Source organism: Streptomyces sp. NPDC018964 (assembly GCF_044390325.1).
In the GTDB taxonomy this organism is placed as follows: domain Bacteria; phylum Actinomycetota; class Actinomycetes; order Streptomycetales; family Streptomycetaceae; genus Streptomyces.
Genome location: NZ_JBIRYZ010000023.1, coordinates 1 through 21112 on the forward strand (window position 1 = coordinate 1; position 21112 = coordinate 21112).

Annotated in this window: 22 protein-coding genes and 4 pseudogenes; 16 read left to right on the forward strand and 10 right to left on the reverse strand. The window is 68.6% G+C overall.

What is annotated here, in order from left to right:
- Window positions 1-91: 91 nt before the first annotated feature.
- Window positions 92-376, forward strand: a pseudogene (locus tag ACH5AO_RS29070) (transporter); the annotation flags it as partial.
- A gap of 87 nt (window positions 377-463) precedes the next feature.
- Here the strand turns inward: ACH5AO_RS29070 and ACH5AO_RS29075 are convergent.
- The 3 genes from ACH5AO_RS29075 to ACH5AO_RS29085 all read right to left on the reverse strand — a co-directional run bounded on the left by ACH5AO_RS29075 (window position 464) and on the right by ACH5AO_RS29085 (window position 2522).
- Window positions 464-694: an e9imm peptide gene (locus ACH5AO_RS29075; RefSeq protein ID WP_398929971.1), complete on the reverse strand. Its 231-nt coding sequence runs from the start codon at window positions 692-694 to the stop codon at window positions 464-466.
- Between the two features lie 488 nt (window positions 695-1182).
- A complete protein-coding gene (locus tag ACH5AO_RS29080; RefSeq protein WP_398929752.1) occupies window positions 1183-2004 on the reverse strand; it encodes a hypothetical protein in 822 nt (273 codons plus the stop codon).
- A 104-nt stretch (window positions 2005-2108) separates the two neighbouring features.
- A complete protein-coding gene (locus ACH5AO_RS29085) occupies window positions 2109-2522 on the reverse strand; it encodes a hypothetical protein (protein WP_398929754.1) in 414 nt (137 codons plus the stop codon).
- Window positions 2523-2576: 54 nt separating this feature from the next.
- On the opposite strand from ACH5AO_RS29085, the gene ACH5AO_RS29090 reads away from it, so the two are divergent.
- A complete protein-coding gene (locus ACH5AO_RS29090) occupies window positions 2577-2867 on the forward strand; it encodes a hypothetical protein (protein ID WP_398929756.1) in 291 nt (96 codons plus the stop codon).
- A gap of 126 nt (window positions 2868-2993) precedes the next feature.
- On the opposite strand, the pseudogene ACH5AO_RS29095 reads toward ACH5AO_RS29090, so the two are convergent.
- Together ACH5AO_RS29095 and ACH5AO_RS29100 are read right to left on the reverse strand one after the other, a co-directional pair.
- Window positions 2994-3208 (reverse strand): annotated as a pseudogene (locus ACH5AO_RS29095) (transposase); the annotation flags it as partial.
- A gap of 419 nt (window positions 3209-3627) precedes the next feature.
- Complete coding sequence (locus ACH5AO_RS29100) at window positions 3628-4101, reverse strand: hypothetical protein (RefSeq protein WP_398929758.1); 474 nt, start codon at window positions 4099-4101, stop codon at window positions 3628-3630.
- Window positions 4102-4228: 127 nt separating this feature from the next.
- Here ACH5AO_RS29100 and ACH5AO_RS29105 point away from each other — a divergent pair.
- Window positions 4229-4975 (forward strand): annotated as a pseudogene (locus tag ACH5AO_RS29105) (Tn3 family transposase); the annotation flags it as partial.
- 683 nt (window positions 4976-5658) lie between these two features.
- Here the strand turns inward: ACH5AO_RS29105 and ACH5AO_RS29110 are convergent.
- On the reverse strand, window positions 5659-6102 hold the full coding sequence (locus ACH5AO_RS29110; protein ID WP_398929760.1) for a hypothetical protein: 444 nt from the start codon (window positions 6100-6102) through the stop codon (window positions 5659-5661).
- Between the two features lie 398 nt (window positions 6103-6500).
- Between ACH5AO_RS29110 and ACH5AO_RS29115 the strand changes: the two genes are divergently transcribed.
- The 10 genes and pseudogenes from ACH5AO_RS29115 (at window position 6501) to ACH5AO_RS29160 (ending at window position 15830) form a co-directional block, all read left to right on the forward strand.
- On the forward strand, window positions 6501-7730 hold the full coding sequence (locus tag ACH5AO_RS29115) for a tyrosine-type recombinase/integrase (RefSeq protein ID WP_398929762.1): 1230 nt from the start codon (window positions 6501-6503) through the stop codon (window positions 7728-7730).
- 275 nt (window positions 7731-8005) lie between these two features.
- Window positions 8006-9004, forward strand: coding sequence for an IS481 family transposase (locus ACH5AO_RS29120; protein WP_398929764.1), 999 nt, complete (start codon window positions 8006-8008; stop codon window positions 9002-9004).
- A 75-nt stretch (window positions 9005-9079) separates the two neighbouring features.
- Window positions 9080-9412: pseudogene (locus ACH5AO_RS29125) on the forward strand (DUF4158 domain-containing protein); the annotation flags it as partial.
- Window positions 9413-9928: 516 nt separating this feature from the next.
- Window positions 9929-10606 carry an ISAs1 family transposase gene (locus ACH5AO_RS29130; protein WP_398929766.1) on the forward strand — a complete coding sequence of 226 codons (678 nt, stop codon included), beginning with the start codon at window positions 9929-9931 and terminating at the stop codon, window positions 10604-10606.
- A 677-nt stretch (window positions 10607-11283) separates the two neighbouring features.
- Window positions 11284-11532, forward strand: coding sequence for a hypothetical protein (locus tag ACH5AO_RS29135; RefSeq protein ID WP_398929768.1), 249 nt, complete (start codon window positions 11284-11286; stop codon window positions 11530-11532).
- A 328-nt stretch (window positions 11533-11860) separates the two neighbouring features.
- Window positions 11861-12472 carry a DUF6065 family protein gene (locus tag ACH5AO_RS29140; RefSeq protein WP_381329283.1) on the forward strand — a complete coding sequence of 204 codons (612 nt, stop codon included), beginning with the start codon at window positions 11861-11863 and terminating at the stop codon, window positions 12470-12472.
- Window positions 12473-12756: 284 nt separating this feature from the next.
- On the forward strand, window positions 12757-13461 hold the full coding sequence (locus tag ACH5AO_RS29145) for a tetratricopeptide repeat protein (RefSeq protein ID WP_398929770.1): 705 nt from the start codon (window positions 12757-12759) through the stop codon (window positions 13459-13461).
- A gap of 62 nt (window positions 13462-13523) precedes the next feature.
- Window positions 13524-14792, forward strand: coding sequence for an MFS transporter (locus ACH5AO_RS29150; RefSeq protein ID WP_398929772.1), 1269 nt, complete (start codon window positions 13524-13526; stop codon window positions 14790-14792).
- A 109-nt stretch (window positions 14793-14901) separates the two neighbouring features.
- Window positions 14902-15570 carry a recombinase family protein gene (locus ACH5AO_RS29155; RefSeq protein ID WP_381224545.1) on the forward strand — a complete coding sequence of 223 codons (669 nt, stop codon included), beginning with the start codon at window positions 14902-14904 and terminating at the stop codon, window positions 15568-15570.
- An 83-nt stretch (window positions 15571-15653) separates the two neighbouring features.
- The gene (locus ACH5AO_RS29160; RefSeq protein WP_398929774.1) at window positions 15654-15830 is read left to right on the forward strand and encodes a hypothetical protein; all 177 of its coding nucleotides are present in this window, start codon (window positions 15654-15656) and stop codon (window positions 15828-15830) included.
- A gap of 111 nt (window positions 15831-15941) precedes the next feature.
- On the opposite strand, the gene ACH5AO_RS29165 is transcribed toward ACH5AO_RS29160, so the two are convergent.
- The 3 genes from ACH5AO_RS29165 to ACH5AO_RS29175 form a co-directional block, all read right to left on the reverse strand.
- The gene (locus ACH5AO_RS29165; protein WP_398929776.1) at window positions 15942-16460 is read right to left on the reverse strand and encodes a helix-turn-helix transcriptional regulator; all 519 of its coding nucleotides are present in this window, start codon (window positions 16458-16460) and stop codon (window positions 15942-15944) included.
- A 309-nt stretch (window positions 16461-16769) separates the two neighbouring features.
- On the reverse strand, window positions 16770-17363 hold the full coding sequence (locus ACH5AO_RS29170) for a GNAT family N-acetyltransferase (protein ID WP_398929778.1): 594 nt from the start codon (window positions 17361-17363) through the stop codon (window positions 16770-16772).
- Window positions 17364-17523: 160 nt separating this feature from the next.
- Entirely contained in the window at window positions 17524-17883 is a 360-nt protein-coding gene (locus ACH5AO_RS29175; RefSeq protein WP_398929780.1) for a VOC family protein, read from the reverse strand.
- 98 nt (window positions 17884-17981) lie between these two features.
- On the opposite strand from ACH5AO_RS29175, the gene ACH5AO_RS29180 reads away from it, so the two are divergent.
- The 3 genes from ACH5AO_RS29180 to ACH5AO_RS29190 all read left to right on the forward strand — a co-directional run bounded on the left by ACH5AO_RS29180 (window position 17982) and on the right by ACH5AO_RS29190 (window position 19822).
- Complete coding sequence (locus ACH5AO_RS29180) at window positions 17982-18923, forward strand: helix-turn-helix transcriptional regulator (RefSeq protein WP_398929782.1); 942 nt, start codon at window positions 17982-17984, stop codon at window positions 18921-18923.
- 225 nt (window positions 18924-19148) lie between these two features.
- Window positions 19149-19424, forward strand: a complete 276-nt coding sequence (locus ACH5AO_RS29185) for a hypothetical protein (RefSeq protein WP_398929784.1) — start codon at window positions 19149-19151, stop codon at window positions 19422-19424.
- Entirely contained in the window at window positions 19424-19822 is a 399-nt protein-coding gene (locus ACH5AO_RS29190; RefSeq protein WP_398929786.1) for a hypothetical protein, read from the forward strand. The genes ACH5AO_RS29185 and ACH5AO_RS29190 overlap by 1 nt, the downstream gene beginning before the upstream one ends.
- A 486-nt stretch (window positions 19823-20308) precedes the next feature.
- Here the strand turns inward: ACH5AO_RS29190 and ACH5AO_RS29195 are convergent, their stop codons facing one another.
- On the reverse strand, window positions 20309-20821 hold the full coding sequence (locus tag ACH5AO_RS29195) for a MarR family winged helix-turn-helix transcriptional regulator (protein ID WP_398929788.1): 513 nt from the start codon (window positions 20819-20821) through the stop codon (window positions 20309-20311).
- Window positions 20822-21112 lie beyond the last annotated feature (291 nt).

Consider the following 21112-nt stretch of genomic DNA (forward strand, 5'->3'; position numbering starts at 1 on the left):
GCTACGAACGCAAGGCCGAACACTTCCTGGCCTTCACCGCCATCGCCTGCAGCCTCATCTGCTACCGCAGACTCGCCAAATGAGACGACGTCTAAGTGGCGGGATGCAGGTGGGCCGCCGGGCATGGGGCCAGTCGGTTGCCCGGCTGGCCCCATGTCAGGGCGCGGCGATGGCGGAGTTGGCGAGCGCGGTCGACGGGGTGTTGCTCGGACTCGGGGACGGAGTGAACCGGGTGGAGCACAAAACCTACCGGCCCTATCAGCGGCTGCGGAACTTCGCCTGCCTGTGCCCGCCGCAGCGCAGCAAGCTGCTGGTTTACCTGAAGGTCGACCCGAAGGAGCTCGACCTTGTTCCGGGCTTCACCCGGGACGTGGCCACCCGCTATGACAAGCGCGGCTACGTCTTCCTCGGCACCGCCACCACCGCGGCCCTGCTCATCTGGCTCCGGAGTTGAGTCCCGACCTCACAGAGTGACTGACCGATGCGCCAGGGCCTGATCGACCACCTCATCAGCCGAAAGCTCCCGCTCCGGCGGCCAGAAGATCAAGTCCCTGACCCGTCCGGACGGGCACTCGAGAGCTCTGTCCAGCCTGTTCAGCCAGTCGTCCACCTCGTCGTCCGAGGCGTAGACCGCGTCCATGATCCGCTGCACGAGCACGACTGCCTCCGCGCGACTCATCTCCGGAGCACTCATCAGGTCCCTCCGCCGAGTCACCCTAACGAGATCCTTGATCGCCCGGACAGCTCCTAGGCCAGATGAGGAAGATCGAGGAAAGAAGAAGTCCGTCTTCCAGACCGAGCCCTGCTGCTTCTGCTGCAGGGATATGCGCTGCTCATCCTCCTCGGCGCGGGCGTCTCGACCAGCCTTCTGGCCTCCAGAGTGATCGACGCGGGCACGGCCAACTACATCGTGACGACGCCCCCGGGCGGAATCGTCGTCCTGACGGTTGGTGTGTATGCCGTGCTCCGCGACCGCGAGGGGGCCGGAATTCACGGACCTCACGGCAGAACTGCCCCGGCTCTCCGGGGCAGAGGACTGATCAGCACCGTTTGCGGCTGGTGACAGGCTTCTCACCAGCACTCTGAGGGGGAGCGGTGGTGTACTTCGCACACTTCCGGGCGGCGTGCGGCGTGCGTGTCCTGCTGGGGATCACGGTAGCCGCTCGGTGTCGGGCTGGTAGTTCAGTCGGCGGTGAGAGCGCGTTGTACCGGGGCGGTGGCGATGCGGGTCCATGCCAGTGCGCACTGCAGGGCGGCCTCCTCGCGTGTCTTGTACGGGCCGCTGACCATGAAGGAGTCGACAAGTCGGTAGTTCCAGCCGTTGCGCCCGGTCCGGCCGGTACCGCCGTAGGACGGCTCCACGTAGCCCAGCGCCGTGCCGTCCTCGGCGATCAGGTCCCATTGGTGGGTGTCGCGGTGGTCCGCGCCCTTGACCAGGCGGGCGCTGTCCGCGACGGCGCGGGCCGCCTTCTGTGACAGTCGCTTGCGCCGGGCCGGTGCCGTCTTCTCCCGAGCGCCGGCGGGCTGCGGGGAGGGCGGCACCGAATCGTCACGTGATGATTCTGGGGGCGGGGCCTGCACCGTGGCGCGCGGTGGGGCTGGCTCGGCGACCAGGTCGACAACGGTGACGGTCGGAGTCCGGGGACGGTCCGGGATGCCGTGCAGGGCTTGCGCGGCCGGGGCAGCCTGCCGCGCGCGGGCCGCCAGGACGACGGGGATGCTCGCCACGGCCCCGAGGTCGAAGTCGTCGGCGGGCCGTCCGGCGTTCAGAGCACTGGCCAGGCGCCGGGCGGCAGCGGCCAGGCTGTCGGCCAGCTCCACCGCGGGCACCCCTGCGTACGCCTCCAGCAGTTCCCGCTCCTTGCCGGGGGCGACCCGGTACTCCTGGTCCTGTCGCTGACGGGCGCGGTACGCCTTGGCCTGGCAGGCGCGCGAACAGTAGCGGCGGGCCCGGGGGCCGCGCTGCGCGGGAAGGGCCCCGCTGCATACCGGGCACGTCGTCATGCGTCCCCCTCAGTCAATCGTCACGTGATGATTAGGTGAGCACGGTACCGGCTCCCCGCTCAATCGTCACGTGATGATTGAGCGGGGCTCGGCGGCCTGCCCAGTCACAGGCCGATCCCCACGAGCGGCGAGTTCTTTACGCGGTCGACGTCGTCCATGTACCGGGCGAGGACGCGGGAACCGTCGGACCAGCCGCCCACGCGAGCGATCTCCAGTGGATCGTGTCCGGCGGCCCGGGCGGCGGTGGCAAAGTCGCGCCGCAGGGAGCGCCCGGACCAGTCGCCGGTCAGGCCGGCGGCGACGGCCAGGCGCGGCGTGCCAGCCGTGCGCCGGTACGGTGCACCGGTACGCGCTGGCGGGCGCGGAAAATCCGATGAACCGAAGAGAGGCCGCGGCGAGCCCGCCTTCGGAAAACCTCCTCGCAACCAGGAGCCCTCATGGCTCGAGTCCGGCACGTGGCTGAAGTGGGTACTGGACTGCCCATGCCTCCGCTGCCAGATTGAGGTCGCGATCGGCACAACCCGACGGTGGTGCCGCCGGCTTTTGTTCATGCATGGGGAGAGGAGTACAGCATGGCTGTTCGCAAGCTGCTCGCGAGCGCGGGGGCGGGTGTGGCGATTGCCTTGGGCGTCATCACTGCTCCGGCACAGGCAACGCAGGCCCACGCGCCGGTGTCCGATGTGAGGATCCTGTCCTGCCCGCCCAACGCGCCGGCAGCCGCACCGGGCTACCGTTGCCTGTCGTCGTACTCGACGGAGGCGCAGTGCAATGCGGGTATCCTCCGCAACATTGAGGCCACGCCCGCGACCAGGGGCTACTGCCAACGGAGCGGTGTGAGCTGGTGGGGCTACGTCAACTACTGACGACGTCTCCACCACACCTTTCCACCGGCCAGGTATCGCCCACTGGTGGTCGCTCGACGGCCCCCTCGGCGCTCCCGGCGCCCGCTGAGAGGACGGGAACCGCGTCAACTTACTGACTTCGGCTTGTCAGGGTGAGGCTGGGTCGTCGAAGGTCGGGCCGGTCCGGCGATGAAGCCGTCGAGGGTGCCGGACCGGTACTGAAGGTGCTTGAGACGGTTGCGGACGAGGGCTTCGAGCCGGTCCAGGGCGACGACGGCGAGGTTGGCCAGGCTGTCTTTGACATGTGCCCACACGCCCTCGATGGGGTTGAGGTCGGGCGAATACGCGGGCAGCAGGAACACCGGCCTTGGGGAGCATCGGTACAGCGGTTATCGGTGAGATTGATCTTGGTCGCCCAGCACAGTGATCGGGTGCCGCGCTGCCGGATGCGTCGGTCGACTGGCTCAAGACAAACTTCTTCAAGACCGAGCTCGAACTCGGCCGCTGCCTTCGGCTTCCGCCGAAGGCCCCTGCGAATGCGATCTCTACCTGACCTGCGCGAAGTTCGTCACCACGCCCGAACACGCACCACGACTGCGGGCACGGCGCAAGGTCGAGCTGGCCCTCGCCCGCGACGCGGCCGAACGCGGCTGGGGCCGCGAGGTCGAACGCCACCGCTGCACCAGCGAACGCATCGAAAGACTCCTGGCTGACCTCAGCCAGCCGGTCAACGCGGAAGCGGAGGAGGACAGCTCCAGTGCGTGATCACCCCATGGCGGAGCTACCGGAGCGGTCCTTGCTCGTCAATGTGGACAGTGGGATCCGACAAGAACACGTCGGCATCCACCGGGCCATAGGCGATGTTGAAGGTGTCCAGCCAGTATGACCAGCCCCGCACACCCGCCGCGCTGCTGAAACGGTAGTTGAGCTGCCAGCGGACCCACTGGCCGAAGGCAAGACGCACGGCTGGGGGCCGTCGCGGCCGAGGTGGGATGGCGAACAGAGGCTCCACTCGGGGAAGGACGCGCAGCCGGCCGTCGGCTTCGCGAAGCTGGACGTCGACCTTGCGCAGGTCTTCCTCGACGCCATGGGGCTCGAAGCCGTCTCGCTCATGCATGCGGACCACGTGGGCAAACGAGGGCGGCACAGACGGGACAGTGAAGCCGACCGGGGCCGCGTTCCTACGGGCGGCGGCCTCTCCTCCGCGGGACTGTTTCGTCCAGGACGTCCGTATCCACTGGACGGTGATCTCCACGGCCTCCACCTTTGCCACTCCGTCGAAGATCTCACTCTATGCGCGCGGCTTCTCCGGCCCGCACCAACACCGCCAACGGCCCGAGCGGCAACCCGAAGGAAGATCAAATTGAACTGTCCACATAAACTCCGACATGGTGTTCGGCCTGTTCAAGATCCTCGGCTACAACTTCAGCCCGCGGTTTCGCGACCTGGACGACCAGCGGTTCTGGCGGGCCGCGATGCCTGGTGTCGAGGCCTGCACCTACGGCGCGGTGGAGGACCTGGCCCGCAACCGCGTGAACCTGAACAAGGTGATCACGCACTGGCCGGACATGCTGAAGGTCGCCGGTTCCCTGGTCACCAACCAGGTCCGCGCCTACGACCTGCTGCGCATGTTCGGCCGCGACGGCCGCCCGACCCCGCTCGGGGCGGCGTTCGCGGAGTACGGGCGGATCGCCAAGACCGAGCACCTGCTGCGCGTGGTCGACCCGGCGGACGACACCTACCGCCGACAGATGAACCGGCAGCTCACCGTCCAGGAGTCCCGCCACAAGCTGGCCCGGGACGTGTGCCACAGCAAGCGCGGCACCATCCACCAGGCATACCGCGACGGAATGGAGGACCAGCTCGGCGCACTCGGCCTGGTCCTCAACGCCGTCGTGCTGTGGACCACGAAGTACATCGACGCCGCCGTCGCCCAGCTGCGGGCCGAGGGTCACGAGATCCGCGACGAGGACATCGCCCGGCTCTCCCCGCTGAAGCACAAGAACCTCAACGTGCTCGGCCGCTACAGCTTCACCCCGTTCGTCCCGGCCCGCGGTCTGCGCCCGCCGCGCGACCCGGACGCCCCCGGGCTGGACGACAGGGACGACGACGATGGAGCAGAGGACTGACTGGAGGGCTCCCCGGTGCGGGGAATCCCGGACGCCCCACGAGTAGGACCGCGTATTCGCTGGTCCCGGTGTTGGAGCGGGCACACCGGCCCCGGGGGACTAACGTTTTCGGCGGGCTGGTTCGCGCTCTGCTCGACCCGGCCGGCGTGGACGCCGATGAACATGAGAGACGAGCCTGGGGGCTCCCCGCCGGTCGAGCTGGCGGGGAGCCCTTCTTCAGGGAGCGCAGGTCACCCCAAGGTGGTCAGCTCAGCCGCGGCCGTCGCACGCCTTGCAGTCGCCCGCTGCCCCGGCAGCTGTCGCACTTCCACACACCTCGGTAGCCGGAGCCATCGCAGGTGGTGCACTTTCCATCGCCCTTGCAGCGCTGTGAACCGTTCCGGGTTCGGTAGAGATGGTCTGCCCCGGGTCTGATGGAGTTGGGTTGCTGGAGAGTTGACCGATCCAGCAGCATCCGTAGGCCACCATGCCCCGCAGCTATCCGCCCGAGTTCCACCGCCGGGCCCTCGCCCTTCTCACTACGGCCTCGAGACTGGTGAGCTCACATCCGCGGTTGACGCAGAGTGACGGTGACCCGCCTCCGTCTGGAATACGTGACATCTGAACATACGAGCCCACCAGTCCCAAGGCCGTCTGCCGCATGAGTGGTCACCTGTCGGGCCTGGTGGACGGCAGTCCGGACGTCACCCTGCCGATTCTGGTGCGAGTTTCTCGTCAGCAAGGGTCTTGTCGACGGCCAAGGCGAAGAAGTCACGTGCGTCGTCCCGTAGTTGGTAGCCCACGACCGGGCCGTAGCCGGGCCCGTGGTAGATCAGCGGCTGCTCGATGCCTTGTGGCAACCAGCCCTCCCTCACTCCTTTGAGGAGCGTGGTCGTCAGCGGGCCGGAATGCCCGCGCAGTCCCTTGCCGTCCTCACGGAGCGCGTCGGCCGGCACATACCCTCCGCGCTGTGCGGCCTCGCGGATGATGCGGGCGGCGCGGGGCGGGAGCGCGCGGTAGTAGCGCTCGGCTCGTTCGGGTGTCCAGTCGGCGTCGACCTCGACGGCGGTCGCGTGTCGGCTGAGCAGTTCCAGCAGCTCGCTCCGGAACACGTCGGTCGGTTCCTCGATGGTGACGGTGATCTTCATTGGGCCTTCCGTTGCAACAGACGTGGTTAGAGATCGATTAGACGTGGCGCCGTCACCGTAGCGCGACGAGCGCCCTCCTCCATCCGCGTTCACTCACGTCCGGCCACCGACATGTTGGTTAGGTGATCCTTACCTCTTATTCCTGGCAGAATACGAGGTAGTGAGGAAGGTTCAGGGGACCCGGCATGGTGGACAAGGCAGGGATGGTCGAAGCCCTTGAGGAACGCCGCGCTCCCTGTGCTCCTCCCGCAGCGAGGGCTTCGACGAACCGCTCCAGCGCGGCGGTCGCCTCGACACGGGCGTTCCCGGGGCCGAAAGACGGTACCGGTCCGTGCCGGAACTGTCCGGAAACGCGTCACGCGAAGTTCTGACCACCTGCGACGAAGGGCGACGGCCGGATGACGACAGCCACCGAGGCAACCGACCCGGAGGGCGGCGTGGACGATCTCGTCGACGCCGAACTCGTCGACGACGAACCGCGGTTCCTGCCCGCCCCGGCCGACGCCCCGCCCCCGTACCGCATCACCCGCGACACCGTCCTCGTCGAGGGAGAACTGCCACCGCGCGCCGACCGGCAACCCGCCTTCACCGAACGGGACTTCACCGTCCCGAAGTCGGCCAAGCGCCGCACCGAACGCCGGGGCGCCCGCAACACCCAGATCAACCGGGACACGACCCGGGCCCGCTTCGCGGCCTGGTGCGAGGAGGAAGGACGCGTCGCGCGGCCGTCGACCACCACGGCGAACGTCCTCGCCTACTTCGACCACCTCATGGAGAGGGGCAAGGAGGACGGCAGCCGGTACAGCCCGGACACCCTGCTCGCCTACCTCCCGCGCATCGTCTCCTGGTACCCGAAAGGGGAACGCCCCGACGCCTCCGTGGTCCGGGACGCGATCGAGGACTACCGCCTGGAGGACTACGTCACCGCGGGAGGCGAGCGGGAGCAGGCCGCCGGCCTCACCCTGGCGTACCTCGTGCGGATCCTCGCCGAGATCGACGAGACCACCCGCATCGGCCGTCGCGACGCCGCGCTCCTGGTGATCGGCTACGGAAAGTTGGCCCGGGCGATCGAGACCGCCGACCTGCTCGTGAAGAACGTCCGCGTCACCGACAAGGGCGTGTGGGTCTTCTCCGCCAAGACCAAAACCCGCCGCAAGGGCAAGGGGAAGTGGCGCTTCATCCGTGACCGCGCGGATCTGCAGACCGTCCGCCGCGTCCGTGCCTGGCTCGCCGACCTGCGGGAACTGGGGGCGGACGCCCCCGCTCTCCCCCTCTTTCGGGCCCTCACCGTCACCGGTGGGCTCAAGGGCCGCGGCAACGCCACGGTGCGCGGGCTGCACCTGTCCGGGCGGGCGGTCAACGAGATCGTGAAGAAGCGTGCCAGGGAGGCCGGCGTCGAATACATCAACGGTCTCAAGGTCACCAGCCATTCCCTGCGGGCCGGGCCGAACACCGACATGAAGCGTGCGAAGGTGCCGCTCTCCGACCGCAACGAGGCCGGCGACTGGGGGGCCCGCTCCACCCTGTCCGACACCGAGTATGACCGGCCCGACGACACCGTCGACGTCGAGGAGAAGGACCCGCTGGACGCCGTCCCGCTCTTCGGCCGGTTCGAGAAGACACGGTGAGCTCACCGAGCAGATCGGCACAGGGCGTGGTCGGGATAGCTGTGAGAGCCGTTGTCAGAAGCAGTCGGCGAGATGGTGGACATGCATGTCGCCCCTGTCCGGGTGCGAGTAGTTGGGGTACAGGAAATCCCGGTGAGATTGATCTTGGTCAGCTAGCTGTTCTGTCCGGGGAGGTTGTGGACAGGTGAGCCAGGTCTCGGCTGAGAGATCTTGAACAGGTGAGGGCCTTCCGGTTCGGTGTGGATTGCGACGTCTACACCAACCGAAAGGCCCTCGTGCCCCACCGTAATGCACCCCTGACCGAGACCGGCCGCCTGCGCCTGGCCCGCTGTGTGGTCGAGGAGGGCTGGCCGCTGCGTCGGGCCGCCGAACGCTTCCAGGTCTCGCCCACCACGGCCCAGCGGTGGGCCGACCGCTACCGCGCGCACGGACAGGCGGGCATGGCCGACCGCTCGAGCCGGCCCCGCCACAGCCCTCGCCGCACTCCCACCCGCACCGAACGGCGCATCATCAAGGTCCGCCTGCTGCGTCGGTGGGGACCGGCCCGCATCGCGCACTTCCTGCATCTGGTCCCCTCGACCGTCCACCGTGTGCTCACCCGCTACCGCCTGGCCCGCCTGTCCCATCTCGACCGGGCCACGGGCCGCATCGTGCGCCGCTACGAACGTGAGAGGCCCGGCGAACTCATCCACGTCGACATCAAGAAACTGGGCAACATCCCCGACGGCGGCGGGCACAAGGTCCACGGCAGGGCCCAGGGCGGCCGCAACAGCTCCGCGCACCGCGACCCCACCCGGCCCCGCACCCGCCACGGCCGCCCCAACCTGGGCTACAGCTACCTGCACACCGCAGTCGACGACCACTCCCGCCTCGCCTACAGCGAGATCCACGCGGACGAGAAGAAGGAGACCGCCACCGGCTTCTGGCAGCGGGCCCACGCCTTCTTCACCCAGACCGGCATCACCGTCGAGCGGGTCCTGACCGACAACGGCTCCTGCTACCGCTCACGCGACTGGCGCGACGAGCCGGCCCGGGCCGGCATCACACACAAGCGCACCCGGCCCTACCGGCCCCAGACCAACGGCAAGGTCGAACGCTTCAACCGCACCCTGCTCGACGAGTGGGCCTACGCGCGCCCCTACCACTCAGAGCAGGAACGACGCGACGCCTTCCCCGGCTGGCTGCACACCTACAATCACCACCGCGGACACACCGCGCTGAAAGGCCAACCACCCGCCAGCCGCGTCCCCAACCTCACGGGTCAATACAGCTAGCACATGGTCAGTCGCCTCGCTGAGGTTCACGGAAAGATCGTCGAGCGGATGCCGGCGCTGGCTACGGTCCGCCTCGTGCCGGTGGAGTTTCTGAATGATGAGCATGCCGAGGCGTATGGGACGTTCACCGAGGTGCCCACGCGCCCGGAGCTGGAGCGGTTCTTCTTCCTCGACGATGACGACCGCGATCTGATCGCGCTGCGTCGTACGGACGCGCACCGGCTGGGGATGGCGGTGCAGATCTGCACGGTCCGCTACGTCGGCCGGTTTCTGGGCGAGGATCCGCTCGCGGTGCCGTGGGAGGTCGTGGAGTACCTGGCAGGGCAGCTCGGTATCGACGATGCCTCGTGCGTGAAGCGGTACGCCGAGCGGCGCTCGACGGTGTACGAGCACGCGGACGAGATCCAGAGGCGGAAGGACCGGCACGTCAACTTCCTGGGCCGCTACCAGTTCAATATCCAGGACAGCGGTCCCGGTCAGGGACTGCGCCCGCTGCGCGACCCGGACGCCGTCAACATCGACGACGATGACGCCAGCGACAAGTGACCCCCGTGGGCGCACCGCGCCGCCCCGGCTCTGCGGGTCGCGGGAACACCTGGGTGGCGGACGGGCCCATTGTGGTACCTACAGACCGACCTCTCTGCGGACCTGCCGAACCAGGGTCTTTGAGAAGTCTCGAGGTGGGCGGTTCGCCTGCTGAGCACTGGATGTGAGACTTGTCGGCTTGCGCGGATGGCGGGCCCTGGAAGCAGTGCAGGCATGGCCGTTGGTGATCATGTGGGTGTCGAATCCGTATGAGCACCGAGCGAGTCCATGCCTGCCCGCCCATCTTCCCGTATGCCGTCCTGCCTGGAACAACTGGGGGACGCTTCTGGTCCCGTCTCACCGGAAACCGTCGCTGGCCTGCGGACATACCTGAATGACGTGCCCGATCCGCGAGCCCGTCGCGGGGTCCGCTACCCGTGGCCGGCCCTGCTGGCCGCGTCGGCCGCAGCCGTTCTCGCCGGCGCCACCTCGACGGCCGCGATCGGCGAGTGGGTCGCCGACGCGCCGCAGCGGGTCCTGGCCCGGCTCGGGTCCCGTCCCGACCCGCTGACCGGCCTCATCCGCCCGCCCCATCCTACGACCGTCCGCCTCGTCCTGGCCGCAGCGGACGGTGACTCCCTGGACGGGGCCATCGGCCGCTTCCTCCACGAACGCCGGACCCCGCCGACGAGCCGACGAGTGATCGCGGTCGACGGCAAGACGCTGCGGGGCTCCCGCACCAAGGACCGGCCGGCCACGATGCTGATCGCGGCAATGGCACACACAGGTGAAGTCCTCGCCCAACTGCAGGTCGACGGCAAGAGCAACGAGATCCCGGCCTTTGCCCCGCTCCTGGACAACATCGCCCTCAAGGGAGCCGTGATCACCACCGACGCCCTGCACACCCAGCACGACCACGCCTCCTGCCTGCACCAACGCGGAGCCCACTACCTGGCCGTCGTCAAGAAGAACCACCCGGTCTGCACGACCGGGTCCGCCGGCTGCCCTGGCGCGACATCCGCCTCGATCACCACGAACGCGCCCGGGCCCATCACCGCGACGACATCCGCCGTCTGAAGACCGCAGCGTTCGCACACCTCGACTACCCGCACGCCCGCCAGGCCCTCCAAGCCGTCCGCCGGCGACGGGACAAGCTGACGATCGAGCGGATCTACCTGGTCACCAGCCGGCCGCCCGGCGCAGCCACCGGAGCTGAACTCGCCGCATGGATCCGCGGCCACTGGAACATCGAGAATCAGCTCCACCACGTCCGGGACCGCACCTTCCGCGAAGAAGCCTCGAAGATCCGCACCCGGCACCTGCCGCGCATCATCGCCGGCTTGCGGAACCTCGCCATCGGCGTCCACCGCCAGGACGGCCACAGCAACATTGCCGCGGCCACCCGCCGAGCCGGCCGCGACCACCTGCGACCTCTCACCGCCCTCGGACTGGCCTGACAAACCCGGACACAAGATCACTTTTCAAAGACCCTGCCTGCCGAACGCCGTCCATTTGAGTATTACTTACTCAGGCCGTGGGCTGCAGATGCCTGCAATCGTGAAAGGTAAAGTCTAGCTCTCCACATAGGTGCCGCCCCCAAGATGGAATTGCTCACGCAAGGACTGACTGATTCACCTTCGCGTGCGGATAAAATGGCTTCATTAAGGGAAAATCGTGGTCGATTAAGGAAAAATTGGCACCGGCGATGGACTGCACTTTGTGAGCTGGAAATCTAAATTCAAGGAGAATCCCCCATGAACAGTCTCTGGTCTGCTGATGAGGTGCTGGTCGACACCCAGGCCGCTGAACTCGGCCTCAGCGCGAACCACAACGAGAGCCTCGTGTGGTCTGCTGATGGGGTGCTGGTCGACACCCAGGCCGCTGAACTCGGCCTCAGCGCGAACCACAACGAGAGCCTCGTGTGGTCTGCTGATGAGGTGCTGGTCGACACCCAGGCCGCTGAGCTCGGCCTCAGCGCGAACCACAACGAGAGCCTCGTGTGACATCAGGACACAGGTGAAGCTCCGTGTCGCTGACGGTTCATGATGCCGTCGGCGGCACGAGCTTTGCTGTATGAGTCCGTCCAAGCCTCCGATGCACGGGCAGCGAGTGATGACTAAATTCCAGTTTTTCGGCTGCTTCGACGGTGTGGTAGAGCCAGCACCGGCCGATGCCACTCTCGCTGGCACCGCCCCATTCCGGGGGACGGTTCACTGCCAGCCATTCCGGGAGGCCTGCGGGTACGGATGGTACTCGTATTCCCCGGTTGAATGCTTTATCAAATGGGACGGTGCGGGGTTCTCTTGGCTACCGCCCGGCCGGTCGTCATGGATGCCGATATCCGGCGGCGGCGTGACGCCCAGGATTCTCTGCCAGTTGCGCGGACTGGAGACCTCCAGTGATCCGCTGCTTTCCCTGCCGGTTTTCACGCCGGCACCGGAGCCGGGCATCCTGCAGGTCTGGACGGGGCTCATCGCGGTTACCCCGCCGGAGTGGAGTCTGCTGGTCCGCGGTGTGCCGAATGCGCCGGGCAACCTTGTCTACGAGGTTATGGAGGGAATCGTCGAGACCGGCTGGTGGCATGGGCCGCTTGTTGGGAACCTGCGCTTCCGGAAGACGGATCAGGTGGTGCATCTGCGGCCCGACGTGCCGCTTTTCGGTCTCCAGCCGGTACCTTGCGAGGCTTACCGGGACGAGGAACTGAAACGAACCGACTTCTCCCCTCCTCGGGGGGATCTCACTCGTACCCGCCGACTTGTCTCGGAAGCGATGCGCATCCGCACCCCGGACAACCCTGGCGGCTACCGGCGTGCGGTTCTGAGCAGGCGGCGTCAGGAAAGAGTTGACGGCACAGGGGAGACTGTCCGGAGCTTGTCCACTGGCTGCCCCGTGATGCAGGAAGCGTCCACGCCTGGATCCTACGAACCGGAACAACCGGGGTGACGGTGCAAAACAGCATGCCGTCATGGTGTTCGGGTGCTGCCACCAGGCGGGCCTCCAGTGCCCGGCCGCTTGACGAGCAAGGATGGCACCGGCGGGTTGCCGAGTGTCGGGCCCAAGGCGATCAGGAGAGCCGGATCCGAGCACAGGTGGCGCTGGGCGAGCTGTGGCGGCGGTCGGGCGAGTACCGACGGGCTGGGCTGCTGCTTCGGTTCACTCTGGCCGCGGCAGAAGCCTCTCTTGGCCCGGAGGCACCCGTTGTGGCGGCGGTGTGCAATGAATGGGCCATGGTGGGCAAGTACACCGGTGACTTCGATCGCGCCCAGGTCCTGTATCAGCGGGCGCTGGCAATCAGTGAGCGCGCGTACGGCCCGGTCAGCCACGCGGTGGCCAGTGTTTGCCACAACCTTGGCGGGCTGGCGCACGCTCGTGGGGATTTCGCCGCCGGCGAGCCGTGGGCCCGCCGCGCGGTCACCATCCGAGCCGCCCTGCTGGGCCCCGACCATCCGACTGTGGCCGCCGACCGGGCCGCCTGGGCGGCCCTGCTGGAGGGCCGCGGTCGGCTACGTGAGGCCGAGGCTGTTCTGCAGCAGGCGCTGGTCGTCTTCCAGAACCGCTACGGTCCCGAGCATTATGAGGTCGCCGTCACCCTGCACAACCTCGCCGTCCTCTGTCATCGGCGTGGCGACTTCGCAGCCGCGGTCGACGGTTACACCCGCACGCTGGCCCTCAAGGAGCGTCTATTGGGCTCCGGTCATCCGGAGTGCGCCACCACCTTGGTCAACCTGGCCACCGCCCACCGCGACATGAGCGACGCCACCGCGGCCGCGGCTGTGTACGCCCGCGCCATCACCATCCTCGCCCCACACGTCGCTCCCGATCACCCCACCCTTCAAGCTGCACGCGACCGTCTGCAGGCCATCACCAGCAACGCGCCACTATCCCCAACAGACTCCGCCGACGCACCGGATCCGCACGAGAGTGCCACATGACAACCGGGAGCGCGCCAGCACCGCGCCGCCGAAGACTCACCAACCCAGCTGGCATACCCGGCATGGCATGGCTTGTCCTAGGCGGCGATGCGCTCTCCGCACTCGGCAGCGGCCTGACGCTGCCGTTCCTGCTGGTGTATCTGCACACGGTGCGCGGCATCGCCACCGGATACGCCGGGCTGGCGGTGGCAACACTGGCCGCGGCCGGGCTGGTCGGCAACCCGCTGGGGGGTTGGCTTGCCGACCGTAGGACCCCCCGCCTAACACTGATTCTCGGCTTGTTCACGGCGGCAGCAGGCGCCGTAGCGTTGGCCAACGTGCACAGCCTGTGGCAGGCGTTCGCCGCCACCGGCCTGGTCGGCCTCGGCGCCGCCGTCATCTGGCCCGCCCAGGACGCCCTGCTCGCGACCCTCACACCGCTCACCCACCGCTCGACAGTGTTCGCCGCGCGCCACGCAACCATGAACATCGGCCTGGGCGCCGGGGCCGCACTGGCCGGCGGGCTTGCCCACCTGACATCCCCTTCCAGCTTCCAGCTCCTCTACCTCCTGGACGCGGCAACCTTCCTGGCCTTCATCCCCGTCCTGCTCTTCACCCCAGCTCTCCGGCGCAGTGCGTCCGCAAACCGGACTCCCCTCCAGCCCCCTTCAGACAGCACGAACGGTCCGGAACAGAAGGAGGGGTTCCGACAGGTCCTGGCTGACCGGCCTTTCCGGCGCCTGTGGCTGGCCATGCTGCTGCTGGTGACCGCAGGAGCCGCCCAGTTCCAAACGGCGTTCCCCGCCTACGCCACCGACACCGGGCATCTGACCGCCGGAGGACTGGCCACCGTGTACGCGGTGAACTCCTGCACCGTCGTCCTCATGCAGCTTCCTGTCCTACGGCTCATGAGGGGCCGACGCCGCACACACGGGCTCGCCCTCGTGGGACTTTGCTGGGCCACCGCCTGGATCCTGGCTCTGGCGGGCGGTCAACTCAGCGGCGGGACAGCACGTATGGCCCTGTTCGCCACGACGATGGCCATTTTCGCCATCGGCGAGACCTTCCTATCCCCGACCTCCGCACCGTTGGTCAACGACCTAGCCTCCGACCAGCTGCGGGGACGTTACAACGGCCTGTACGCGGTCGCCTGGACCAGCGGGACCATCTGCGGCCCAGCCCTGGCTGGCCTCCTGCTGGCCGCCCACCAGGCCCCCGCACTGTTCACAGGCTGCATCATTCTGCTACTGATCGCCGCCGGGCTCGCCCGACATCTCGGGCACCTGGTTCCACCCACCGTCAACCGAGTGCCCAAGCACACCACCAATCTTCAAAAAACCTTCGTTTTCTGAAGATCACCCTGCGGAGCTGTCCAGACCCCGCAGAGCCTTCAATAACCCCTTCAAAAACCTGAGTTATTCAACAACCCGGGACCACCGTTTTCTGACATGATCCGGAGCCATGACCGCTCTCGAACCGGCCGACGAGCCGGGCCTACTCGTTGCCGAGCCACTCGTCCGCACCAAAATCAAGATCGGATACGCCCGGGTCTCCACCGGCGGGCAGAAGCTGGAGCGGCAGCTCGACGCGCTCACCGCCGCCGGGTGCCGGAAGATCTTCGCGGACAAGAAGTCCGGCAAGAACGCGCTCCGCCCCGAGCTGAAGGCGTGCCATGCCTTCCTCGACCCTGGCGACACTCTCGTCGTCCCCTCGCTCGACCGCTATGGCCGCAGTCTCCAGGACCTCATCAACATGGTCGCCGAACTGCGCGAGTGCGGCATCGGCTTCACCTCGCTGCACGAGAACCTGGACACCACCACCCCCGGCGGCCGGCTCGTCTTCCACGTCTTCGCCGCCCTGGCGGAGTTCATCCGGGAACTCATCGTCATCGGCACCAACGAGGGCCTGGCCGCTGCCCGCGCCCGGGGCCGTATCGGTGGACGCCCCAGCGTCGCCACCGCGGAAGTCATCCGCGCCGCCCGCGACCTGCTGCCCGACCCCGGTCGCTCCATCACCTCGATCGCGAAGCTACTGGGCGTCTCTCCGGGCACGCTCTACAACCACATCCCCGACCTCCGCGAACTCCGGGCGGGCGCAGTGCCCCGCCAGCTCGAAGCCCCCACGGGGTAGCCGAATCCCAGCAAGATCGTTCTCACCGGGATTTCCTGTACGCCAACTACTCACACCCGCTGTCGCTCCGCCACGGCCGCTCGATGTCGCCGCGGTCTTTCCCCGACTGGCCCCGCTGGCACGCACGGCGCCCCGGTTGCACCCCTGACAACGCCCTGGACATCGCCGAGATCGTCCGCCAGCTCCTGGGAGTGGGGTGGGGGATCGATCCCGAGGACCTGGCCCACATCTCGCCGTACCTGACCGAGCACATCAAATAGCGCAGGAGCCGCGGCTCCTGCCACGAGTGCCGCGGTCAACACACCCGCAGCCCATAAGCATCCTGCATACACGCTTTTTGCCCGTCTGTAATGGGCAGGGCTTCGAGACTTTCAGGTCTGGGCTCGCTGAGTCGTTGACTCGGAATGGCCGGTTTCTTGACAATCCGTCGCCGGTGGTACAGGTGGCGCGTTCCGGGCGAGATGTACGAGCTCCTGGTGCCGGTGGTCATGAGGCGGGATGCCGTAGGCCGCACGGAATGCACGGGTGAAGACAGCGTGGTGTGCAAAACCCCAGCGGGCCCCGATCTCATGGACGGGAAGGGCCTGCTGGGCAGGGTCGCCGAGGTCGCGTCGGGCTTGTTCCAGGCGGTGCTGGCGGACCCATCCGGCGACCGTGGCTCCCTGACTGTGAACCTTGAAGACGCGGTGCAGGTGGCTGACTGAAATATGGTGCGCGGAGGCGATGGCGGCCGGTGTCAGATCCGGGTCACCCAGATGCCTCTGGATGAAGGACTGAACCTGCAGTGCCAGGGTGCGGGGTACGCCCGCCCCGGCGTCGACGCCGTCGCCCGACCCGTTGCCGAACGCGACCCCGCTGCCCGCCGGAAGCGTTGACGCTTCCAAGATCAACTACTGGCGGCTTCCGAGCTCACCCCGGCGATACCCCAGCACCCCCACATCGAGTTGATGACGTAGTCCGTCGCCTCCTTGTGGATGTGGAAGCCCGGCTTGTCGTCGGCCACCGGGAGCGTGCGGACGTGCTGATGCGCGGTGGAGCCGCCGCAAGGGACAGAGGGTGACGCCGTGCGCCGTCGCCCGTGGTGCGCACCGGCACCGGGTCCGAGTGCGGGTCCGCGCGTCCGCCCCGCACTCGGACCCGTACAGCGGTTTCCCGTTCTTGCGGACCCGGGCGGCGTACCGGTCGGTGCGTGGCGTGGATCATGGCCGTGAGGCCGACGGCGGTCGGCTCCGGTGCGGCTGGTCAGGGACCTGCCGCCACTCCCGCTCGAGGATGGCGTGCACGACGGAGTCACGCCACTTCCCCGCCTTCAGCACGTGCTCGCGGATCGTGCCCTCCTCGACCATGCCCGCGGCCGCCATGGTCCTGGCGGAGGCCTCGTTGAGCGGGGACCGCGCACCCCAGACGCGGTGAAGGCCCAGGTCGTCGAAGCCGACGCCGAGCAGCAGCCGCACCGTCTCCACGCCGTACCCGGCACCCCAGGCGTCCGGGCGCAGAGCGAAGCCCATGGTGGCTCCGCGCTGCTGGTGGGGGTCGGCGGCCAGACGGCCGAACCCGATCACTTCGGCTGTGTTCCGTTCGACGACGGCAAGGGCGTACTCGGTACGGGGCGTTGTGGTGGCGGAGGTCATGGACCGCGCCACGATCTGCTCGACCTGGTCGCGGGTGCGTGGTGTGAAGCTCAGGTGCTCCGTCGCTTCGGTGCTGCCGTAGACGGCGAGTACCGCGTCCACGTCGTCAAGGGTGAGTTCCCGCAGGTCAAGACGCGCGCTGGACCGTTCGACCGGGTACATGCCCCGGACTCTACCCGTGTGGTGGAGAGGGCCGGCCGGGAACTCCTCGGTCTCCGTGCGCGGATCGAGCACCGAACATCCGGTTCGGGGCGACCGAGGGCTCCCGTCCCGTCGTGCTCACCCGACGGTCGCAGTGCCTCGTACCGGTGGGCAGGGCACGTCAGTCGACGGGTGCCACCCGGATCAGGTTGCCGTCGGGGTCGGCGACGACGAAGGTGCGGCCGAACACCTCCTCGTGGGGTTCCTCCACCGTCTTGACGCCCTTCGCCGTCCAGTCCCGGAACTGCTGGTCGATCTGTTCGGGGCCGCCGTTCACGGTCACGCACAGTTCGCTGGTGCGCGGCGCCGTCGGATGGTCCGGGCCCCCGCTCCACAGGGCCAGCTCGAATCCCTCGGTGAGGGGGAACGAGACGAACCTGGGCGTTTCGAAGCCCGGCTCGATGTCGAACAGTTCCGCGTAGAAGCGGGTGGACGCCGGTGCGTCGGAGACGTGGAGGATGACCATGTTCGGGACTGCCATGAGCGGCTCCTTCGGTTCTGCCGGTCGTTGCGGACGAGACGGAGCCTGCCGGTCATACATGACAGATCCTGTCGTGTTCCCGTGAGAACCTCGGCGTCATGACCCCGGATCGTTTCTTCTCCCTGTTGCTGGCCCTCCAGACCCGGGAGGTCATCACCGCGGCCGACCTCGCGGACCGGGTCGGCGTCTCGGTGCGCACCGTGTCGAGGGATCTGCGGTGGCTGCAGGAGGCGGGTTTTCCGGTAGTGGCCGAGCGCGGCCGCTGGGGCGGGGTGAGGCTGCTGCCCGGTGGCGCCCTCGACACCTCGCGGCTCACTCCGGCCGAGCGCGACCACCTCGTACTGCACGGCCTGGACGACGAGCAGCGGCACCAGCTGGGGGCCGGCGCCGAGAGCCGCCGGGCCCGTGCGAAGGTCGCGGCACGGCACCGGCCGACGACGTCCCGGCTGCCGATCAACGCTGTCGTCATCACCGACAACAGGCCCTGGTTCGGCCGGGACGCCGAAGGGGCCGATCCGAGCGCCGTCGTCGGTGACGTACGCCGCGGTGTGCGGCTGCGCATCCGTTACCGGCGTTCCGGGGCCGCCGAGCCGGCCTGGCAGGTCGTCGATCCGTACGGCCTCCTGGCCAAAGCGGGCCGGTGGTACCTCGTCGCCGACCGCTCGGGAGTTCCCCGGCTGTACGCCCTCGAGCGGCTGGTCGACTGGCGGCCGATGCGTGTCCCGCGCCGGCTGCGCCCCGGAACGACCCTCGCCGACGTGGTGGCGGAACTGACCTCACGCTGGGAGACGACCGGTGCCGTCCAGGTCCACGCACGGCTCGCCGCCCGCCAGCTCGATCGTGCCGGGCGCATCCTCGGCTCCCGGCTGACCGTGCGGTCCCGTGAGGGGGCGGAGGTCATGATCACGGTGGCGTGCCGGGAGATCGAGGACGTGCGCCAGTTGCTGCCCTTCGCGGACGACCTCACCGTGACCGGTCCTCCCGAGGCCCGTGACCGGATGCGCGAGCTCGCGTCCCGGACCCTCCACCGGTACGCCTAGGACGCGTCCGAGACGTGGTCACTGCGACTGCCGTGCCGACGTGACGGAGGGGGAAGGAGAAGGGCCTCTCCCCTGCACGGGTTGTCGCAGGGGAGCCTCCGTGACCGGGCACGGTGTCGTCACGGGTCCCGGGTGGACCCGGTGCTTCCGCTGCTCGTGACGCGGTCGGTGATCTGGGCGCACCGGTTCTCTACCAGGAGTAGAGGAAGGCGGTACAGTGCGGGTATGGCAGCAGATGAGACGAGCATCAAGGTGAGTGTGGCGGCGCGTGACCGGCTGGCCAGGCTGGCGGCCGAGCACGGCACGACCATCCGCGCACTGGTCGAGGATCTCGCGCAGGGCACCCCGACCCAGGCCGAGTACGCCGAGCGTGCCGAGCTGGCCCGCGCCGAGCTCGCCTCCGCCCTCGGCGCGGCGCCGAGCCCCGAGGCCGAGGCGAAGGCGCGGGCGCTGCTGGAGCGGCTGGGCGGGACGCGGCACACCCCGCGGGCGGCCGCGTAGTGGGGGCGATCGCGGTCGTCCTGGACCACACGACCGCCGCGGCGCTGTACGACCCGAAGGATCCGTTCAACGAGGCGGTCGCGGCGTTCTACGTGCAGGCCTCGGGCGGGCTGGGAACACTGTACGCGCCGGTGCTGTCGCTGACGGCCGGCGACGCCGAGCGGCCCGGCCTCCTCGGCTACGTCAAGGGACTGCGGTTCATCCGCATCGAGGCCTTCGACACCGACGCCGCGGTCACCGCCACCGAGCTGCTGCGCTTCGGGCACTCCTGGGCCGCCGTCCACGCCATCCACGCCGCCCGGCCCTCCCCCGCCTTCCCCACCGGTCGCTTCCTGCTCACCCTGACGCCCAAGGCGTACGCGGGGACCGGCGTCCAGGCCGTCCACCCCGGCCTGTAGACGCCCCGTCCACCCGGACGCCGCCGGAGGCGGCCGGCGCCGGTCTCGTGCCGGTACCGCTCGACCGGGGCCGTCATGGGCACCACCGGGTGTCGCCGGTGTGGCGGAGGACGCGTCGGGCGGTCCCGGCCACGGGCGGCCACCGCGGCGGCCGGTGCCGGGGGTCGTCCGTCGCGGGCAGCCCCGGCCTGGTGTCCACCGGTGTCCCGCCGGCTCTTACGGAGTCGGACACCCGCGCATCGGGAGTCGGCCGGTGCGCGAGCGCCAAGCCCTCGAGGGACCTGACCGTGCACCGGCGCCGACGCGGGCGGTGGCCGTAGGGAAATCATGTGGGCCCCCGTTGCTGCGGGGGCCCACGTGTGTCCGGTGTCGAACCGGAGTCGGTGACGTCGCCGGCGACGCGGCCGCTTCGACGGGCGGCGGCTGTCCGAGGAGCGCTCCTCGACGGGGCCCGGACCGCCGGCGTGGCCGGTTGCCTCCCGTCTCCTACTTCCCGCGTCCGAAGCGGGCCGCCAGCGCGGTTCCGCTGGGGGTGCTGTCGAGCATGCGGCGCAGTCCGTGGGTCATGACCAGCCGTTCCTCCGGGCTGAGGCAGTCGTTGACCATGGCGTCGGTGAGGGCGTCGATGTCGCGCAGCGCGGGGAGCAGTTCCTCTCCGCGCGGGGACAGCCGCAGGTAGACGACCCGGCGGTCCACCTGGCCCGGTTCGCGGTCGACCAGGCCGCGCTTGGTGAGGGTGTCGACGATGCGGCTGGGGCTGCCGCTCTCGCACACGATCAGGCGGCCCACCTCGGCGAGCGTGAGGGGGGCGCGCTCGGCGAGCACGAGGAGGATCTCGGCCTGGGCCGGGGTCAGGTTGAGGGGCCTGAGGCGCCCGGTCATCTGCCGGGCTCCCTCGCGCTGGGCCGCCAGCAGCAGGTAGCGCAGTTCCGATTCGTTCCGGGGCGGCTCGGGCATCGCGCCTGGCGGCGTTTCCGTGGTGGCCGGGGAGGGGGACATGGCGGCTCTCCTGGGAGTCGAGTCGGCTGCGGCAGCCGAACGGGGGTGCGTCGTTTCTCGATGATGCAGCATCCATGGCGTGTCATTCAATGCTACGTCATCGATATGAGTCGTTTCAGGCCTTTTCCGGAGCCCCGCCTATCACTTTGAGTGACCCCTCAAATGTTGTTGCAACAACGATGCTGCGACATGCATGATGAGGCATCGGTGTTACGCCATCGATGTCGGAACATCGATGTCGGTGTCGTCGCACCGCTTCTTGACCCCGGTGCACGACCTCAGCGCAAGCCC

Coding starts and splice junctions, on each gene's coding strand:
- ACH5AO_RS29145 (WP_398929770.1), top strand. CDS start 12,757: ATGGTGGGCAAGTACACCGGTGACTTCGATCGCGCCCAGGTCCTGTAT.
- ACH5AO_RS29090 (WP_398929756.1), top strand. CDS start 2,577: ATGGCTGTTCGCAAGCTGCTCGCGAGCGCGGGGGCGGGTGTGGCGATT.
- ACH5AO_RS29115 (WP_398929762.1), top strand. CDS start 6,501: ATGACGACAGCCACCGAGGCAACCGACCCGGAGGGCGGCGTGGACGAT.
- ACH5AO_RS29180 (WP_398929782.1), top strand. CDS start 17,982: ATGACCCCGGATCGTTTCTTCTCCCTGTTGCTGGCCCTCCAGACCCGG.
- ACH5AO_RS29135 (WP_398929768.1), top strand. CDS start 11,284: ATGAACAGTCTCTGGTCTGCTGATGAGGTGCTGGTCGACACCCAGGCC.
- ACH5AO_RS29080 (WP_398929752.1), bottom strand. CDS start 2,004: ATGACGACGTGCCCGGTATGCAGCGGGGCCCTTCCCGCGCAGCGCGGC.
- ACH5AO_RS29075 (WP_398929971.1), bottom strand. CDS start 694: ATGAGTGCTCCGGAGATGAGTCGCGCGGAGGCAGTCGTGCTCGTGCAG.
- ACH5AO_RS29110 (WP_398929760.1), bottom strand. CDS start 6,102: ATGAAGATCACCGTCACCATCGAGGAACCGACCGACGTGTTCCGGAGC.
- ACH5AO_RS29195 (WP_398929788.1), bottom strand. CDS start 20,821: ATGTCCCCCTCCCCGGCCACCACGGAAACGCCGCCAGGCGCGATGCCC.
- ACH5AO_RS29140 (WP_381329283.1), top strand. CDS start 11,861: ATGCCGATATCCGGCGGCGGCGTGACGCCCAGGATTCTCTGCCAGTTG.
- ACH5AO_RS29185 (WP_398929784.1), top strand. CDS start 19,149: ATGGCAGCAGATGAGACGAGCATCAAGGTGAGTGTGGCGGCGCGTGAC.
- ACH5AO_RS29175 (WP_398929780.1), bottom strand. CDS start 17,883: ATGGCAGTCCCGAACATGGTCATCCTCCACGTCTCCGACGCACCGGCG.
- ACH5AO_RS29155 (WP_381224545.1), top strand. CDS start 14,902: ATGACCGCTCTCGAACCGGCCGACGAGCCGGGCCTACTCGTTGCCGAG.
- ACH5AO_RS29170 (WP_398929778.1), bottom strand. CDS start 17,363: ATGTACCCGGTCGAACGGTCCAGCGCGCGTCTTGACCTGCGGGAACTC.
- ACH5AO_RS29150 (WP_398929772.1), top strand. CDS start 13,524: ATGGCATGGCTTGTCCTAGGCGGCGATGCGCTCTCCGCACTCGGCAGC.
- ACH5AO_RS29160 (WP_398929774.1), top strand. CDS start 15,654: ATGTCGCCGCGGTCTTTCCCCGACTGGCCCCGCTGGCACGCACGGCGC.